General features: G+C 66.1%; 15 protein-coding genes. 11 read left to right on the top strand and 4 right to left on the bottom strand.

Annotation, left to right across the window (positions count from 1 at the left end; genetic code table 11):
- Positions 1 to 49: 49 nt before the first annotated feature.
- Positions 50 to 955, bottom strand: a complete 906-nt coding sequence (locus AC6RIC_RS16245; protein WP_499733103.1) for a LysR family transcriptional regulator — start codon at positions 953 to 955, stop codon at positions 50 to 52.
- Between the two features lie 97 nt (positions 956 to 1052).
- Here AC6RIC_RS16245 and AC6RIC_RS16240 point away from each other — a divergent pair, with 97 nt between their 5' ends.
- Positions 1053 to 1391, top strand: coding sequence for a DMT family transporter (locus AC6RIC_RS16240; protein ID WP_499733102.1), 339 nt, complete (start codon positions 1053 to 1055; stop codon positions 1389 to 1391).
- 2 nt (positions 1392 to 1393) lie between these two features.
- Positions 1394 to 1723 carry a multidrug/spermidine efflux SMR transporter subunit MdtI gene (mdtI, locus tag AC6RIC_RS16235; protein ID WP_499736615.1) on the top strand — a complete coding sequence of 110 codons (330 nt, stop codon included), beginning with the start codon at positions 1394 to 1396 and terminating at the stop codon, positions 1721 to 1723.
- 38 nt (positions 1724 to 1761) lie between these two features.
- Here the strand turns inward: mdtI and AC6RIC_RS16230 are convergent, their stop codons facing one another.
- A complete protein-coding gene (locus tag AC6RIC_RS16230) occupies positions 1762 to 2640 on the bottom strand; it encodes a LysR substrate-binding domain-containing protein (protein ID WP_499733101.1) in 879 nt (292 codons plus the stop codon).
- A gap of 106 nt (positions 2641 to 2746) precedes the next feature.
- On the opposite strand from AC6RIC_RS16230, the gene AC6RIC_RS16225 reads away from it, so the two are divergent.
- From AC6RIC_RS16225 to AC6RIC_RS16195, 7 genes are all read left to right on the top strand, one after another.
- Complete coding sequence (locus AC6RIC_RS16225; RefSeq protein WP_499733100.1) at positions 2747 to 3892, top strand: 2-aminoethylphosphonate--pyruvate transaminase; 1146 nt, start codon at positions 2747 to 2749, stop codon at positions 3890 to 3892.
- 17 nt (positions 3893 to 3909) lie between these two features.
- On the top strand, positions 3910 to 5157 hold the full coding sequence (gene phnA / locus AC6RIC_RS16220) for a phosphonoacetate hydrolase (RefSeq protein ID WP_499736614.1): 1248 nt from the start codon (positions 3910 to 3912) through the stop codon (positions 5155 to 5157).
- Between the two features lies 1 nt (position 5158).
- Positions 5159 to 6610: a phosphonoacetaldehyde dehydrogenase gene (phnY, locus tag AC6RIC_RS16215; protein WP_499733099.1), complete on the top strand. Its 1452-nt coding sequence runs from the start codon at positions 5159 to 5161 to the stop codon at positions 6608 to 6610.
- Positions 6611 to 6718: 108 nt separating this feature from the next.
- Entirely contained in the window at positions 6719 to 7738 is a 1020-nt protein-coding gene (locus AC6RIC_RS16210; protein WP_499733098.1) for a putative 2-aminoethylphosphonate ABC transporter substrate-binding protein, read from the top strand.
- A 123-nt stretch (positions 7739 to 7861) separates the two neighbouring features.
- Positions 7862 to 8944 carry a putative 2-aminoethylphosphonate ABC transporter ATP-binding protein gene (locus tag AC6RIC_RS16205; protein WP_454657229.1) on the top strand — a complete coding sequence of 361 codons (1083 nt, stop codon included), beginning with the start codon at positions 7862 to 7864 and terminating at the stop codon, positions 8942 to 8944.
- A complete protein-coding gene (locus AC6RIC_RS16200) occupies positions 8941 to 10656 on the top strand; it encodes a putative 2-aminoethylphosphonate ABC transporter permease subunit (protein ID WP_499733097.1) in 1716 nt (571 codons plus the stop codon). Before AC6RIC_RS16205 ends, AC6RIC_RS16200 begins: the two co-directional genes overlap by 4 nt.
- Before the next feature lie 82 nt (positions 10657 to 10738).
- A complete protein-coding gene (locus AC6RIC_RS16195) occupies positions 10739 to 11470 on the top strand; it encodes a metallophosphoesterase family protein (RefSeq protein ID WP_499733096.1) in 732 nt (243 codons plus the stop codon).
- On the opposite strand, the gene AC6RIC_RS16190 is transcribed toward AC6RIC_RS16195, so the two are convergent.
- Entirely contained in the window at positions 11462 to 12349 is an 888-nt protein-coding gene (locus tag AC6RIC_RS16190; RefSeq protein ID WP_499733095.1) for a LysR substrate-binding domain-containing protein, read from the bottom strand. The genes AC6RIC_RS16195 and AC6RIC_RS16190 overlap by 9 nt on opposite strands.
- A gap of 299 nt (positions 12350 to 12648) precedes the next feature.
- On the opposite strand from AC6RIC_RS16190, the gene pbfA reads away from it, so the two are divergent.
- Complete coding sequence (gene pbfA / locus AC6RIC_RS16185) at positions 12649 to 14010, top strand: (R)-1-hydroxy-2-aminoethylphosphonate ammonia-lyase (protein WP_499733094.1); 1362 nt, start codon at positions 12649 to 12651, stop codon at positions 14008 to 14010.
- A gap of 10 nt (positions 14011 to 14020) precedes the next feature.
- Entirely contained in the window at positions 14021 to 15031 is a 1011-nt protein-coding gene (locus tag AC6RIC_RS16180) for a 2-hydroxyacid dehydrogenase (RefSeq protein WP_499733093.1), read from the top strand.
- Positions 15032 to 15033: 2 nt separating this feature from the next.
- On the opposite strand, the gene purU is transcribed toward AC6RIC_RS16180, so the two are convergent.
- Entirely contained in the window at positions 15034 to 15939 is a 906-nt protein-coding gene (gene purU / locus AC6RIC_RS16175) for a formyltetrahydrofolate deformylase (RefSeq protein WP_454657223.1), read from the bottom strand.
- Positions 15940 to 15988 lie beyond the last annotated feature (49 nt).

Genomic DNA, 15988 nt, shown 5'->3' with positions numbered 1-15988 from the left:
CTGGACCTCATCGGAAAAGCGGTTTTGTACATATCCTTGCGGTCGGAGCCTATGAAGCGCCGTCCGGATCAGCCCAGCGCTCCGCATTCTCGCGGAGCAATTCGCTGAAGCGCGTCTCCACCCATTTTTCCGGCGGGCGCAGTTGGCGCCCCTGGCGCCAGAGCATCCGCACCGAAAGTGGCGGCAAGGCGAGGGATGGGCAGTCGACCGAGCAAAGAGGCGTCGAGCCGTTCGCCGTCGCCGCGATGTTGGTCGGCAGGATCGCCCAGCCCAGGCCGTCCGCCACCATCTCCGCGATGTTGTAGAAGCTGTCTGAGCGCCAGACCTTGGGACTGTAGGCGATCGCCTCGACATCGTCGGCATGGATCATGAGCTGGCGATGACGGGCGAGGTCCCTGCGGCCGACGGGCAGGCGGTCCAGAACAGGGTGCCCGGCCGCGACGAAAACGCCCTGCGCGACCGTGCCGATATGGCGCCCATCGAACTTGGCGCGCAACGGACCGCGCTCGAAATGGATGGCGAGCTCGGCGCGCTCCTGGTCGATATAGTCCGTGACCTCCGTGGGCGTGCCGTTGAGCAGCGTCAGCTCCAGCGTGGGGTAGCGCGCCGACAGCTCCCGGATCAGCCTGTTCACGGCGGGGCGGGGCAGGGCCTCATCCAGAGCCAGGGCGACTTTGGCATCATCGCCATTGGCCAGGAACTGGGCGCGCTGGCCCAGCTCCTCGGCCTGGCGCAGGACTTCCGTCGCTTCGAGCAGCAGGAGCCGACCCGCATCGGTGAGCTGGGCGTTGCGCCGAGAGCGATCGAACAGTTCTACGCCGAGGTCGATCTCGAAGAGCGAAATGGCGGTGCTGACGGCCGATTGGGCCCTGCCGAGCTTGCGAGCCGCGGCACTGAACGAGCCGCATTCCGCCGCCGTCACGAATTGGCGCAGCTGATCCAGGGACCATTCCATCCCGACAATCTATCGAAATTGATGATGCATTCCATCTTTTTCAATCGGAATGATTGGTGCTTCTGGCCGCCATTGTGAAACTCTATGGGGCTCCTCGATGGGCGCGCGTCCGTGGTTGTTCTTGCTTGCTGCGATCGGTGCCGAGCTGATCGGCGTAACGACGATGAAATTGGTGGCAGATAGTGGTGCGCCATCCGCCGTTGCCCTTGTGTATATCCCGATGGGGCTGAGCTTCTTCTTTCTTTCGCTCGCGGTGAAGGTGCTGCCCGTCGCCATGGCTTACGCGACCTGGGAAACGGTCGGCCTCATTGCCGTGACGGCTATCAGTTATCAGGTCTTCGGCGAGACCCTGGGCTGGCTGAAGCTGGGAGGGATCGCCTTGCTGGTCCTGGGCGTGGTGCTCGTCAATGCCGGCGCGCCGAAAGAGGCGGCGTGACCATGCAGAACGCCCAGTTTGTCCACATTGCCTGGATGGTTGGCGCCATCGGGCTGGAGGTTGCGGCCAACGTCTTCATCAAGCTGTCCGATGGGTTCCGGAAGCTCGCCGCCGGGTTTGCGGGAATCGGATGCATCCTGCTCTCCGTGGCGGCGCTGTCCCAGGCGATCCACGGGATCGATCTGTCGGTCGCCTACGCATTGTGGGGCGGGGCCGGCATCGTCCTGACGGCGTTGGCTGGCTTCGTGCTTTTCAGGCAGAGATTGGCGGGGCGCGGCTGGATCGGCATCGCCTTCGTGGTGGCCGGAATTTCGGTCCTGAGACTGGCTTAAGGGCTGTTCCGGGCGGGAGGACCATCGCACCGTCAGCCTCAGCGCGCGTCGATCACGTCCTGGACCGTTTCGAAGAAGCTGCGCACCAGCGGCAGGCGCTGGCGCTCGGCTCGGCAGACAATGTACTCGCCGACGTCGAAATCGGCCCCTGTGATGATGATGCGCTTCAGGCCGGCTTCCGGCCTGAATTCGGCGGCGAAGACCACGCCGATCCCGAAGCCGAAGGCGACGGCCTCGCGGACCGCTTCGCGCGACTGCACCTCCAGCAGATTAGCCGGCTTGATGCCAGCCGTGGAGAGCCGGTTCTCGAAGACCTCGCGCGTGATCGAGCCGCGCTCGCGCAGCACGATGTCCTGGCCGGCGAAGGCCTCTATCGGAATCTGGTCGTGCCGCGCCAATTCATGCTGGTCGGAGACGAAGGCGACGAGATCGTCGGAGCGCAGCCGGACGCTGTGGATGCGCGGATCGGAATTGGCGCGGGCCGTGATCGCCACATCGGCGGCGAAATCCATGATCTGGTCGACGACTTCCGAGGAGTTGCCGATCGTCAGAGAGAAGGTCAGGCCGGGATAGCGCTCGCGCATGCGGGCGAGTGCCGGCATGACATGGGTGGCGCTGTCGGCGGCGATCCGCAGATGGCCGCGCTGGAGCGTGCGGCTGCCGGCGAGAAGCGATTCCGCCTCGTCCTCCGCAGAGAACAGTTTGGTCGTGATGACGAAGAGGCTCTGGCCCAGCGGGGTCAGCTTCACCTGCCGGCCGGCCCGGTCGAAGAGCCTCACGCCATAGGCATCCTCCAGCCCGCGCACCTGGGCGGAGAGGGTGGGCTGGCTGACATGGCGCGTCTTCGCGGCACCGGTAAAGCTCTGCGCCTCGGCGACCGCATGGAACGCGGCAAGGCCGGAATAGCTGATGGCCATTTTCCATAGATCCTATCTATATGAGATATGGAAACGATGTATTGGACCTATGTCAATCGCGGTCCTAGCGTCCGAGTCACCCGCCGCAACACATCGCGAGACCATCATGGCCCAGGCCCGCCGCCCTGCCTCTTCCGAAACCGGTGATCCGCTTCTCCTGACCCCCGGCCCGCTGACCACCAGCAAGGCCATCAAGGAAGCGATGGTGCATGACTGGGGTTCGCGCGACGCGACCTTCGTCGGCATCAACAAGGCGGTTCTGGAAGAGCTGCCGAAGATCATCCATGGCGGCGAGGATTTCGTCACCGTGCCGATGCAGGGCTCCGGCACCTTCGCCGTCGAGGCGATGCTGACCACCTTCGTGCCGCGCGACGGCAAGATCCTGGTCCTGATCAACGGCGCCTATGGCCAGCGCGCCAAGCGTATCCTGGAGATCGCCGGCCGCGCCGTCGCCGTGCACGAGACCGCCGAGGACACCCCGCCGGATCTTGCCGAGGTCGACCGCATGCTGGTCGCCGACCCCGCGATCACCCATATCTTCACGGTCCATTGCGAGACGACCAGCGGCATCCGCAACCCGGTTGAGGCGATCGCCGCGCTGGCCAAGCGCCATAGCCGCCGCTTGCTGGTCGACTCGATGAGCGCCTTCGGCGCCCTGCCGCTCGACAGCCGCGAGGTCTATTTCGACGCCGTCGCCGCCTCCTCGAACAAGTGCATCCAGGGCGTTCCCGGCCTCGGCTTCGTCATCGCCCGCAAGAGCGCGCTGGCCGAGACCCAGGGCAACGCCACCACGCTGGTGCTCGATCTCTACGACCAGAATGCCGGCTTCGAGCGCACCGGCCAGTACCGCTTCACCCCGCCGATCCACGTCATCGTCGCCTTCCACGCAGCTTTGCAGGAGTTCTGGGCCGAAGGCGGCGTCGCCGGCCGCGGCGAGCGCTATGCCGAGAATGCCCGTATCCTGATCGAGGGCATGGAAGGGCTCGGTTTCCGTACGCTGCTGCCGGCGGCCCGGCAGGCGCCGATCATCGTCACCTTCCACATGCCGGAGGATAAGAACTTCGTCTTCCAGCGCTTCTACGACGCGCTGAAGGATGCCGGCTACGTCATCTATCCCGGCAAGCTGACGGTCGCGGACAGCTTCCGCATCGGCTGCATCGGCGCGCTCGGTTCGCAGGACATGCGCGCCTTCGTCGCCACAGTGTCGGATGTCCTTGATGAAATGGGCGTCGGCCTGAAGTCGGCCGCGTAAGGAGCCCTGAGATGACAATGCACACGAAGATCGGCGCGGATGTCGTTGCGAACGGCCGCAATTATGCCCGGCCGCAGCGCCCGACGGTGGTGATCTGCATGGACGGTTCGGAGCCGGCCTATATCGAGGCGGCCAGCGCCAAGGGCCTGACGCCGAACCTCGACCGGATCATGAAGACCGGCGCCAGCACCCATGCCTATTCGGTGATCCCGAGCTTCACCAACCCGAACAACCTCTCGATCATCACCGGCAGGCCGCCGGCCGTGCACGGCATTGCCGGCAACTTCTTCTACGACCGCGAGGCCAAGGAAGAGGTGATGATGAACGACGCCCGCTTCCTGCGGGCGCCGACCATCCTGGCCGAGTTCCAGAAGGCCGGCTTCAAGGTCGCGATGGTCACCGCCAAGGACAAGCTGCGCACCCTGCTCGGCAAGGGCCTCGATTTCTCGTCGGGCAGCGCCATCGCCTTCTCCTCGGAGAAGGCCGACAAGGCCAACAAGGCCGAGAATGGCATCGAGAACGTGCTCGATTTCGTCGGCATGCCCGTGCCGTCGGTCTATTCGGCGGATCTCTCGGAGTTCGTCTTCGCCGCCGGCGTCAAGCTGCTGGAGACGTTCAAGCCGGACCTGATGTATCTCTCGACCACGGACTATGTGCAGCACAAGGCTGCTCCCGGTTCGGAGATGGCCGATAGCTTCTACGCCATGTTCGACGGTTATGTCGGCAAGCTCGATGCACTCGGCTGCACGCTGGTCATCACCGCCGATCACGGCATGAACGACAAGCACCTCGCCAATGGCGAACCGGATGTCGTCTATCTCCAGAGCCTGATGGACGAGTGGTACGGCAAGGGCACGATGCGCGTGATCCTGCCGATCACCGACCCCTATGTGGTCCATCACGGCGCGCTCGGCTCCTTCGCCACGGTCTACCTGCCCGATGGCGCCAGCCAGGAAGAGGTCGCGGCCCGCATCTCCGGGATCGAGGGCATCGCGCTGGCGGTGACCTCGGCGGAAGCCTGCGAGCGCTTCGAACTCCCGGCCGACCGGATCGGCGATGTCGTGGTCGTCTCGACGCGCCAGAAGGTCATCGGCACTTCGCCGGACAAGCACGACCTCTCGGGCCTGACCGAGCCGCTGCGCTCGCATGGCGGCATCACCGAGCAGCGCGTGCCGATGATCGCCAACCGGCCGATCACGGTGCCGGAGGGCCGAATCTTGCGCAATTTCGATGTCTTCGACGTCGCCCTGAACCTGGTGAACTGAGATGAACGCGACGGTGAAGCCGCCGGTGCGGCGCGAGGCGATGCGCATCGCCGGCAAGCTGGTCACGACCGACGACATGGTCGAGGTCAGGAACCCCTATGACGACAGCCTCGTCGGCCTGATCCCGGCCGCACGGCCGGAGCATGTCCGCGAGGCCTTCGCCAAGGCGAAGGCGTTCAAGCCGACGCTCTCGCGCTACGAGCGTCAGCAGATCCTGCAGAAGACCGCCGAGCTGCTGCGCGACCGCAAGGAGCTGTTCGCCAGGCTGATCACGGCGGAAGCGGGCCTGTGCTGGAAGGACTCGCTTTACGAGGCCAGCCGCGCCTACGACGTCTGGTCGTTCGCGGCACAGCTCACCATCAAGGACGATGGCGAGATGTTCTCCTGCGACATCTCGCCGAACGGCAAGGCGCGCAAGATCTTCACGACGCGCCAGCCGCTGCTCGGCGTGATCTCCGCGATAACGCCCTTCAACCATCCGCTCAACATGGTCAGCCACAAGCTGGCTCCGGCGATCGCGACCAATAACCGCCTCGTGCTGAAGCCGACGGAACTCACCCCGCTGACCGCGCTGGCGCTCGCCGATGTGCTCTATGAAGCCGGTTTGCCGCCGGAGATGCTCTCGGTCGTCACCGGCAATCCCTCGACCATGGGCGACGCCATGATCACCGACCCCGACGCGGATCTGGTGACCTTCACTGGCTCCGTCCGTGTCGGCAAGCACATCGCCGACAAGGCCGGCTACAAGCGCATCGTGCTCGAACTGGGCGGCAACGACCCGCTGATCGTCATGGAAGATGCCGATCTCGACAAGGCGGCCGAACTTGCTGTCACCGGCGCGACCAAGAACTCGGGCCAGCGCTGCACGGCGGTGAAGCGCATCCTGGTGGTCGAGAGCGTCGCAGACGCCTTTTCCAAGCTGGTCGTCGAGAAGGCCAAGAAGCTGAAATGCGGTGACCCGATGGATCCGGAAACCGATGTCGGCTGCGTCATCAACGCCCGCTCGGCCGCGCTCTTCCAGGCCCGCGTCGACGACGCCGTGACCAAGGGCGCAGAGGTGCTCCACGGCAAGCGGGCGGAGGGAGCGCTGTTCCATCCGACCGTGGTCGACAAGATCCCCTACACCTGCGAGCTGGTGCATGAGGAGACCTTCGGCCCGGTGATCCCGATCATCCGCGTGCCCGACGACATCGCCGAGGTCATCAGGATCTCCAACTCCACCGCCTATGGTCTCTCTTCCGGCATCTGCACGAACCGCTACGATTACATCCAGCGTTTCGTCGCCGATCTCGAGGTCGGCACGGTCAATCTCTGGGAAGTGCCGGGCTACCGGATCGAGATGTCTCCCTTTGGCGGCATCAAGGATTCCGGCCTCGGCTACAAGGAGGGTGTCGTCGAGGCCATGAAATCCTTCACCAACGTCAAGACGTGGTCGATGCCCTGGACCGCGTGAAACAAGAAAAGCCAACGCAGGCGGAGCGATCCGCCTGCGTTTTCGTCTGTCAGGGGAAGAAAACGTCGCAAGAGCGTTCAAACCAATCGAAAAACAGGGGATGAGAACATGAAGAACTGGCTTGCTTCCTGCGTCATCGGGGCTATCGCGCTCGCGCTTCCCGGTATGGCTCACGCACAGAAGACGAAAGTGACCGTCTACACCGCCCTGGAGAACGACCAGCTCGCGCCCTTCAAGGCCTCGATCGAGAAGGCCGTGCCCGAGGCGGAGGTCGTCTGGGTCCGCGACTCCACCGGTGTCATCACCGCCCGCTTCCTTGCCGAGAAGGACAATCCCCGTGCCGACATGGTGATGGGGCTGGCGGCGTCGAGCCTGCTGATGTTCGAGAAGGCCGGCCTGCTCGAGACTTACAAGCCTGCCGGCGCCGACGCGCTGAAGCCGGTCTTCCGCGACAGCAAGGAGCCCTATACCTGGACCGGCATGGACGCCTATCTCGGCGTTGTCTGCTACAATACCGCCGAGGCCAAGGGCGTGGCCGTTCCCAGCTCCTGGAAGGACCTGCTGAACCCGGCCTTCAAAGGCAAGATCGTGATGCCGCACCCGGCTTCGTCGGGCACCGGCTACCTCATGGTCGCCGGCTGGCTGCAGAGCATGGGCGAGGCCGAGGGTTGGAAGTTCATGGACGGGCTTCATGAGAATATCGGCGCCTACCTTCATTCCGGCTCGGCGCCTTGTGTCCAGGCCGCGCGCGGCGAGCGCACGATCGGGCTGGCGCTCGACATGCGTGGCGCCTCCGAGAAGAGCAAGGGCGCGCCGATCGAGGTCGTGATCCCGAAGGAGGGCGTCGGCTGGGAGATGGAAGCCAGCGCCATCGTCAAGGGCTCCAAGAACCTCGCGCTCGCCAAGAAGATCGCCGACTGGTCGACGACCAAGGACGCCAACGAACTCTACTCCAAGACCTATGCGATCGTCGCCGCGCCGGGCGTCGGGACCAAGCCGGCGAACTACCCCGCCAACGCCGAGGCGGGCATGATCAAGAACGATCTCGGCTGGATGGCCGATAATCGCGACCGCGTGCTCGCCGAATGGTCGAAGCGCTACGAGTCCAAGGCTGCGCCGAAGAACTGAGCCTCAGCCATGCCGCCGTCCGTGCGGGCGGCGGCATGGTCTGTGCAAGACGCAAGAGAAGCCTCGCCGCCAGTGCGGGGCGGGTCTCTGCCCGTTCATATGAAGGCCGGCACGATGTCCACGATGACGACCCCATTTCTTTCGGTCCGCAACCTCGCCAAGAGTTTCGGCGCGTTCCGGGCGCTGCACGACATCGACCTCGACATCCATCGCGGCGAGTTCGTCTGCTTCCTCGGCCCGTCCGGCTGCGGCAAGACGACCTTGCTGCGGGCGGTCGCCGGCCTCGATCTCCAGGATAGCGGCACCATCCATATGGGCGGCCGCGACGTGTCGCGGGCGAGCCCGTCCGAGCGCGATTTCGGCATCGTCTTCCAATCCTACGCGCTCTTCCCCAATCTCACCGTCGCCGACAATGTCGGCTACGGGCTGGTCAACCGCCGCCGCACCCGCGATGAGATCACCAAGCGCGTCGCCGAGCTGCTGACGCTCGTCGGCCTGCCTGAGCAGGGCAAGAAATATCCGGTCCAACTCTCGGGCGGCCAGCAGCAGCGCGTGGCGCTGGCGCGTGCTCTCGCCACCTCGCCGGAACTGCTCCTGCTCGACGAACCGCTCTCGGCGCTCGATGCCAAGGTCCGGGAGCGCCTGCGCGACGAGATGCGCTCGCTGCAGCAGCGGCTGGGGGTGACCACGATCATGGTGACCCATGACCAGGAGGAGGCGCTCGCCATGGCCGACCGCATCGTCGTGATGCGCGACGGCGCCGTCGAGCAGGTCGGTTCGCCCGAGGAGATCTACCGCCGCCCCGCAACGCCCTTCGTCGCCGATTTCGTCGGACACATGACCTTCATGGATGCGATCGTGACCGGACCCGGCAAGGTAAGGGTCGACGAACTCGACCTCGTCGTCGCCAATGCCGCGCCCTTCGCCGCAGGCACGCCGGTGCGGCTCGCGATGCGGCCCGAGGAGGTCCGCACCCGCGGCATCGGCGCGGAGACGCCGAACCGCTTCGAGGCGACGATCGGGGATCTCGCCTTCCTCGGCTCCTTCTGCCGGGCGCATCTCCAGCCTACGGGCTCGCGCGCGACCCGGATCGCCGCCGACTTCTCGTCCAATGCCATGCGCGATCTCGGGATCGTGCCGGGCCAGGTGCGCACCGTCGCCTTTCCGCCCGAGGCCCTGCACGTCTTCGCCGGGGAGGGACGATGAGCGATCTCGCACAGCCCCTGCCGATGACCGATACGCCCGTGAAAGTCTCGGCGCCGCGGATCAGCGAACGCCATGTCGCCGGGGCGCTGATCCTGGCGCTCTGCGCGGTGCTGGTCCTGATCATCGCGCTGCCGCTCTGGGCGCTGCTCTCCAAGAGCCTGGAGAACACGGACGGCAAGTTCGTCGGGCTCGCGAATTTCGTCAGCTACGCGACGACGCCCGCGCTGTTCTATTCGCTGCTGAACAGCTTGCTCGTCGCCGGCGTGACCACGGCGATCGTGGTGCCGCTCGCCTTCCTCTATGCCTATGCGCTGCGCCGCAGCTGCATCCCGGCCAAGGGTGCCTTCTATGCCGCGGCGATGGTGCCGGTCTTCGCGCCCTCGCTGCTGTCGGGCCTCGCGCTGATCTATCTCTTCGGCAACCAGGGCATCCTGAAATCCTGGATGATGGGTGCCTCGCTCTACGGCCCCGTCGGCATCATCGCCGCCGAGGTGCTCTATTGCTTCCCCCACGCGATGCTGATCCTCGTCACGGCTTTGGCGCTCTCCGACGGGCGCCTGCGCGAGGCGGCGGATGCCATGGGCACCTCGCGCTGGCGCATCTTCCACACGATCACCCTGCCGGGCGCGCGCTATGGCGTGATCAGCGCGACCTTCGTCGTCTTCACGCTGGTCATCACCGATTTCGGCATTCCCAAGGTGATCGGCGGGCAGTTCAGCGTGCTGGCGACCGACGCCTACCGACAGGTCGTCGGCCAGCAGAACTTCCCGATGGGCGCTGTCGTCGGCATCATCCTGCTGGTGCCGGCCGTGCTCGCCTTCTTCGTCGACCGGGTGGTGCAGCGGCGCCAGAGCGCCATGCTCTCGGCCCGCGCCGTGCCTTACGTCCCCAAGCCGGATCGGCGCCGGGATCTCGCACTGCTCGGCTTCGTCAGCGTGGTCGCACTCGCCATCGTCGGCCCTTACGCGGTCGCTTTCTGGGGCTCCTTCGTCAAATACTGGCCCTATAATCTCTCGCTGACCCTGGGCAATTACGACTTCTCCACGGTCGAGCCGGATGGCTGGGGGCCGTATCGCAACTCGCTGCTGCTGGCTTCGCTGACGGCGGTGATCGGCACGGCCTTGATCTTCACCGGCGCCTATCTGATCGAGAAGGTGAAGCTGTTCCCGCGGCTGCGCGGCTTCGCCCAGTTCCTGGCGATGCTGCCGATGGCGGTGCCCGGCCTCGTGCTCGGCCTCGGCTATGTCTTCTTCTACAATGCCGGCTGGAACCCGCTCGGCTTTCTCTACGGGACGCTGGCGATCCTGGTGATCAACACCGTCGCGCATTTCTATACGGTCGGCCACATCACGGCGCTGACCAGCCTGAAGCAGCTCGACGGCGAGTTCGAGTCGGTCTCGGCCTCGCTCAAGGTGCCGTTCTGGTCGACCTTCCGCCGCGTGACCGCGCCGATCTGCCTGCCGGCGATTCTCGACATCGCGGTCTATGTCTTCGTCAACGCGCTGACCACGGTCTCCGCCGTGATCTTCCTCTACGGGGCCGACACCAAGCTGGCCTCGATCGCGATCGTCCATATGGACGAGGCCGGCGCGATGGCCTCCGCCGCGGGCATGGCGAGCGTCATCATGGTCACCGCCATCGCCGTGAAGCTCCTCCATGTCGGCCTCGACCAACTGGTCTTCGGCCGCCTGCAGCAATGGCGCCAGCGCTAGGCATGGGTTGCGGCAGCGGGCATTGCCCTGCCGCCGCGGCTCGCTAGGCTGCGGAACCGAACCACTGGGGATAGAGACCAGCGTGCGCCTTGGAGTGATCGCCGATATCCATGGAAACCTGCTGGCGCTCGAAGCGGTGCTGGCGAGGCTCGACGAGATGTCCGTCGATCGCCTGATCAATCTCGGCGATTGCGCCTCCGGCCCGCTCTGGCCGGCCGAGGCGGTCGCCTTGCTGCGCTCGCGCGAGATCACCCATGTCCGCGGCAATCACGACCGGGCGTTGGGCGCGGCCTCGGCCCTGGGGCTCGGCGAGTCGGACAGCTACGCCTGGCAGGCGCTCGACCCGGAAGCCCGCGCCTGGCTCGCCGGATTGCCGGTCGAGATCACGGTCGAGGGCGCGCTCTGCTTCCATGCCAGCCCCGGGGATGATGAAACCTACCTGATGGAAGAGGTGCATGACGGCCATCTCATGCCGTCGCCGATCGCCACGATCGAGCAGCGCCTCGCCGGGCGGACGGCGCCGCTGATGCTCTGCGGGCACAGCCATCTGCCGCGCGCGGCGCGCCTGAGCTCCGGTGCGATCGTGCTCAATCCCGGCAGCGTCGGGAACCCCGCTTATCGCGACACGAATCCGGCCCATGTCTCCGAGAGCGGCATGCCGCATGCCCGCTTCGCCGTGGTCACGTTCGGCGCGGAGATCGCGATCGAGCACCATCTCGCCGTCTACGACTGGGCGCATGCCGCGCGTCGCGCCGAGCAGAACGGTCGCGCCGACTGGGCGCATGCGCTGCGGACGGGCAGGGTGCTACCCTAGCGTCGGAGACTGGCCGCGCAGGGACCGCGCCAGCGCGAAAAAGGCCTGAATCGCCTTGCTGTTGCGGCGTTCGTGCAGGCAGATCAGCTTCTCGTGCATCAGCAGCGCCGGCCCGTCGAGTGGGATGCGGACGAGCCGCGGATCGTCCTCGCCGAACTCGGCAGCCGAGACGAAGCCGATGCCGCCGCCCGCCACCACGATGGCGCGCACCGCTTCGCGGCCCTCCGCCTCCACTGCGTAGCCGAGCGCAACACCCTGTTCCGCCGCGCGCTGCTCCAGCAATTGCCGCGTGCGCGATCCGCGTTCGCGCATAACTAGCGGCCAGACCGCCAGTTCTCGAATGGAAAGCATCGGACGCCCCGCCGCCGGGTGGTCCTTCGCCGCGAAGGCAATGATCGGTGAGACATTGAGCGGCAGCACTTCGAACGGCCGCTCGTCGGCGAGTTCGCCGAGCACGCCGATCTCGGCATCGTAGCCGATCAACGTCTCGACGATGCTGCCGGTATTGCCCTGCGAGATCGAGACCTGGATGCCGGGATGGCGCTCGCGGAAGGCCGTGAGCACATCAAGCACATGATGCACGGAATCGGCGACGATCCTGAGGGCGCCGGTCCGCAGCGAGCGCTCCTCCTGCAGCAGTTCCAGCGCTTCGCCCTCGGCCCCGAACAGGCGATGCGTGACGGCGAGCAGCCTCTGGCCGGCCGGCGTCAGGACGACCTGTCGATGGCGACGGCTGAACAGCGCGACATCGTATTCCTCCTCCAGCTTCCGGACCTGATCGGAGATCGCCGGCTGGGTGAGGTTGAGCGCGAGCGCTGCTTTCGAGAAGCCGCCGGATAGCGCGACCTGATGGAAGGCCCGGAGCTGGACATAACGCATGGCGGGCGGAACCTCGGAAAAATCGATCCGGAATGATATCGCTAGAATTTATACTTGGATATGAAATAGCGATTTTTCAGATCAACGAAGCAAGGGCATTCTGAGACGAGAGAGTCCCCCTGGAGCCTGCTGATTTCCGACAGAACCACCGCGTCATCCCGGGCAAGCGGCGAAGCCGCGCAGATCCGGGATCCATTATGGGGCTCCGGAGCCCTCCGATGGATCCCGGGGCAAGCCCGGAATGACGCCGTGGTTCCGAGAGAAATCATCAGGCGGCAGGGACAAAACGGGATCCTGCCATGCGCGCCGAAACCGCCGCCATCGTCCATACCGAGGGCGAATCCAACACCTCCGCGGCGCGCAGCGATTGGTCTGCCGGGATCGGCGATGCCGGAACCCGCGCATTGCTCGCGCGCGACTCCGCCGCCTTCCTGCATCAGAGCCTGTCGAGCCCCTGCCTCACCGCCATCGCCAAGGCGGAGGGCATCTGGATCGAGGATACGATGGGGCGGCGCTACATGGATTTCCATGGCAACAGCGTCCACCATATCGGCTACGGCCATCCGCGCCTGAAGGAGGCGATCAAGGCACAGCTCGACAATCTCTGCTTCGCGCCGCGCCGCTTTACTTGCGAACCCGCCGTCGAACTGGCCGAGACGCTCGGGCGGATGGCGCCGGGCGATCTCGGCAAGGTGCTCTTCACCACCGGCGGCTCGGATGCGATCGAGGTGGCGCTGCGGCTCGCGCGTGCCGCGACCGGCCGGTTCAAGACCCTGTCCTTCTGGGACGCCTTCCATGGCGCCGGCTTCGGCGCCTCCAGCGTCGGCGGCGAGGCGACCTTCCGCTCCGGGATCGCCGGACCGCTCCTCCCCGGCGCCGAGCATGTCGCGCCCTGGGGCACCCGCAACTGTGCCTATGGCCATGACAATCTGGAGGATTCGGCCCGCGCCTGCGCTCGCATGATCTCCTATGTGCTGGCGCGGGAAGGGGATGTCGCGGCCGTCGTCGCCGAGCCGATGCGGGCGACGCCCTATCCGCCGGCGCCGGGCTTCTGGAAGAGCGTGCGCGAGGCCTGCGACCGTCACGGCACGCTCCTGATCTTCGACGAGATCCCGACCGGGCTCGGCAAGACCGGGCGCTTCTTCGCCCATGAGCATGACGAAGTGCAGCCCGATATGGTCGTGCTCGGCAAGGCGCTGGGCGGTGGCATCCTGCCCATCGCGGCGGTGGTGGCGCGGCGCGATCTCGATGTCGCCGGCGGCTATGCGATCGGCCACTACACCCATGAGAAGAACCCGGTCACCACCCGCGCGGCGCTGACGACGATCAACATCATCCGCGAGGAGGGGCTGACCGAGCGCGCGGCCGAACTGGGCGCCTATGCGATGGAGCGCCTGCGGAGTTTCGGCGCGGGCTGCCCGGCCGTCGGCGACGTGCGCGGGCGCGGCCTGCTCTTCGGGGTCGAGCTCGTTTCGGATCGCGATGCCTGGACGCCTGACAATGCCTTGGCTGAGCGGGTCTATTACCGCTGCCTGGAAGCGGGCCTGAGCTTCAAGATCAGCCAGGGCAACGTGCTGACCCTGTCGCCGCCGATGGTGATCGCGCGGGCCGATCTCGAACGCGCGCTCGGCATCGTCGAGCAGGCGATCCTGGCGGGCTGAGGAGGCGGTGATGAAGGCTGTCCGCACCGACCGGGAACTGGAATGCCCGGAGATCGACGCAGGGCTTCGCGCCCGCGGCATCGAGCTCGTCACGCTCCCCGACGGGATTTCCGAGGAGGCGCTCGTGCGAGAGGTCGCCGACGCCGATCTGCTGCTGATGTGCTACACGCCCATCACTGCGCGGGTGATCGCGGCGGCGCCCAAACTCAAGGGCATCGTCAAATACGGCGTCGGCATCGATGCCATCGACATCCCCGCCGCGAGCGCGCGCGGCATCCCCGTCGTCAACGTGCCCGAATACGCCGAGGAGACGGTCGCTGAGGGCGCCTTCGCCCTGATGATCGCGCTGGCGAAGCGCCTGCCGGAGATCGGAGGCGCTATTCAGAGCGAGGGCTGGATCTGGCCGGCGGCACGCTGGCTAGGCCGCGATATCGCCGGCGCGACGCTGGGGCTGGTCGGCACTGGCAAGATCGGGCGCAGCATGGCGCGGATGGCGGGGCAGGGGTTCCGGGCGCGCGTCCTCGGCTACGATCCGTATGTCGATGCCGCGACCATGGCGGCGGCCGGGATCGAGAAGGTCGACGACCTCCACGCGATGCTCCGGCAATGCGATCTCGTCTCGCTGCACAGCGTCCTGAACGACGCGACACGCCATATCATCGGCCGGGCCGAGTTGGCTTGCCTCAAGTCGGATGCGATCCTCGTCAATGTCTCGCGCGGCGCGCTGATCGACGAGGTGGCGCTGGTCGAGGCGGTGCTGGCGGGGAAGCTCGGCGGCGTCGGGCTCGACGTCTACAGCCAGGAGCCGCTCGCCCGCTCCGGCCACCCGCTCAGCCCGCTGTTCGGCCGCAATGACGTCATCCTGTTCCCGCACCTGACCTTCTTCACGCTCGAGGCGATGCGGCGCCTCTCCGACGACACGCTGGCGCGCTGCTTCGAGATCCTCGACGGCAGGCCGGTCCAGATCCGCTCGCACGACCCGCGCCTGCGGGCGCAGACGCGGAATGTCGCCTTCGCCTGAGCCTAGCGGAAGATCACTGTGCGGCGGCCGGCCAGCATCACCCGGCGCTCGATATGGAGCCTCAGCGCCCGCGCCAGCACGACGGCCTCGATGTCGCGGCCGGCGCTGACCAGATCGTCCGGCGCCAGCGAATGGTCGGCGCGGCCGACGTCCTGGTCGATGATCGGGCCTTCGTCGAGATCGGGCGTGACGTAATGCGCGGTCGCGCCGATCAGCTTCACGCCGCGATCATAGGCCTGATGATAGGGCTTGGCGCCCTTGAAGCTCGGCAGGAAGGAATGGTGGATGTTGATCGCCCGCCCATCCAGCGCCCGGCAGAGATCATTCGACAGCACCTGCATATAGCGGGCGAGCACGACCAGCGATGAATTCGTCTCCGCGACGATCTCCAGCAGGCGCGCTTCCTGCTCGGCCTTGGTGGCGGGCGTGACCGGCAGGTAGTGGAAAGGAATGCCGTAGCTCTTGGCCAGCGCTTCAAAATCACGGTGATTGGAGACGATCGCGGGAATTTCGATGTTGAGATTGCCGGTCGCCTGCCGGAACAGCAGGTCGTTCAGGCAATGGCCGAAGCGCGAGACCATCAGGAGCACCCGCGCCGGCGCGGCAGCGTCGATCGCGTCCCAATCCATGCGGAAGGTGCCGGCGACGCCGTCGAACTCGCGCCGGAACGCGGCTTCGTCGAAGCGTTCGCCCGTCGCGAAGGCGACGCGCATGAAGAAGCGGCCGTCGCGCGGATCGCTGAACTGCGCGCTTTCGAGGATGTTGCAGCCATGGCGGTAGAGCACACCGCTGACGGCATGGACGATGCCCGGCCGGTCCTCGCAGGACAGCGTCAGGATGCGGTCGGGCTTCTGCACCTTGAAGTCCCGCCCGAGGGCCGGGGCATGCGCGGAATGGGCCTCAGTCATGGTCTCGTTTCTCTAGTGCATCGGACCGAAAAGTGGAATCCACTTTTCG

The sequence above is a fragment of the Allobosea sp. TBD101 genome (assembly GCF_059817965.1).
Note: the sequence above shows the minus strand (reverse complement) of the source record. Positions and strands in the feature narration are given on the sequence as shown.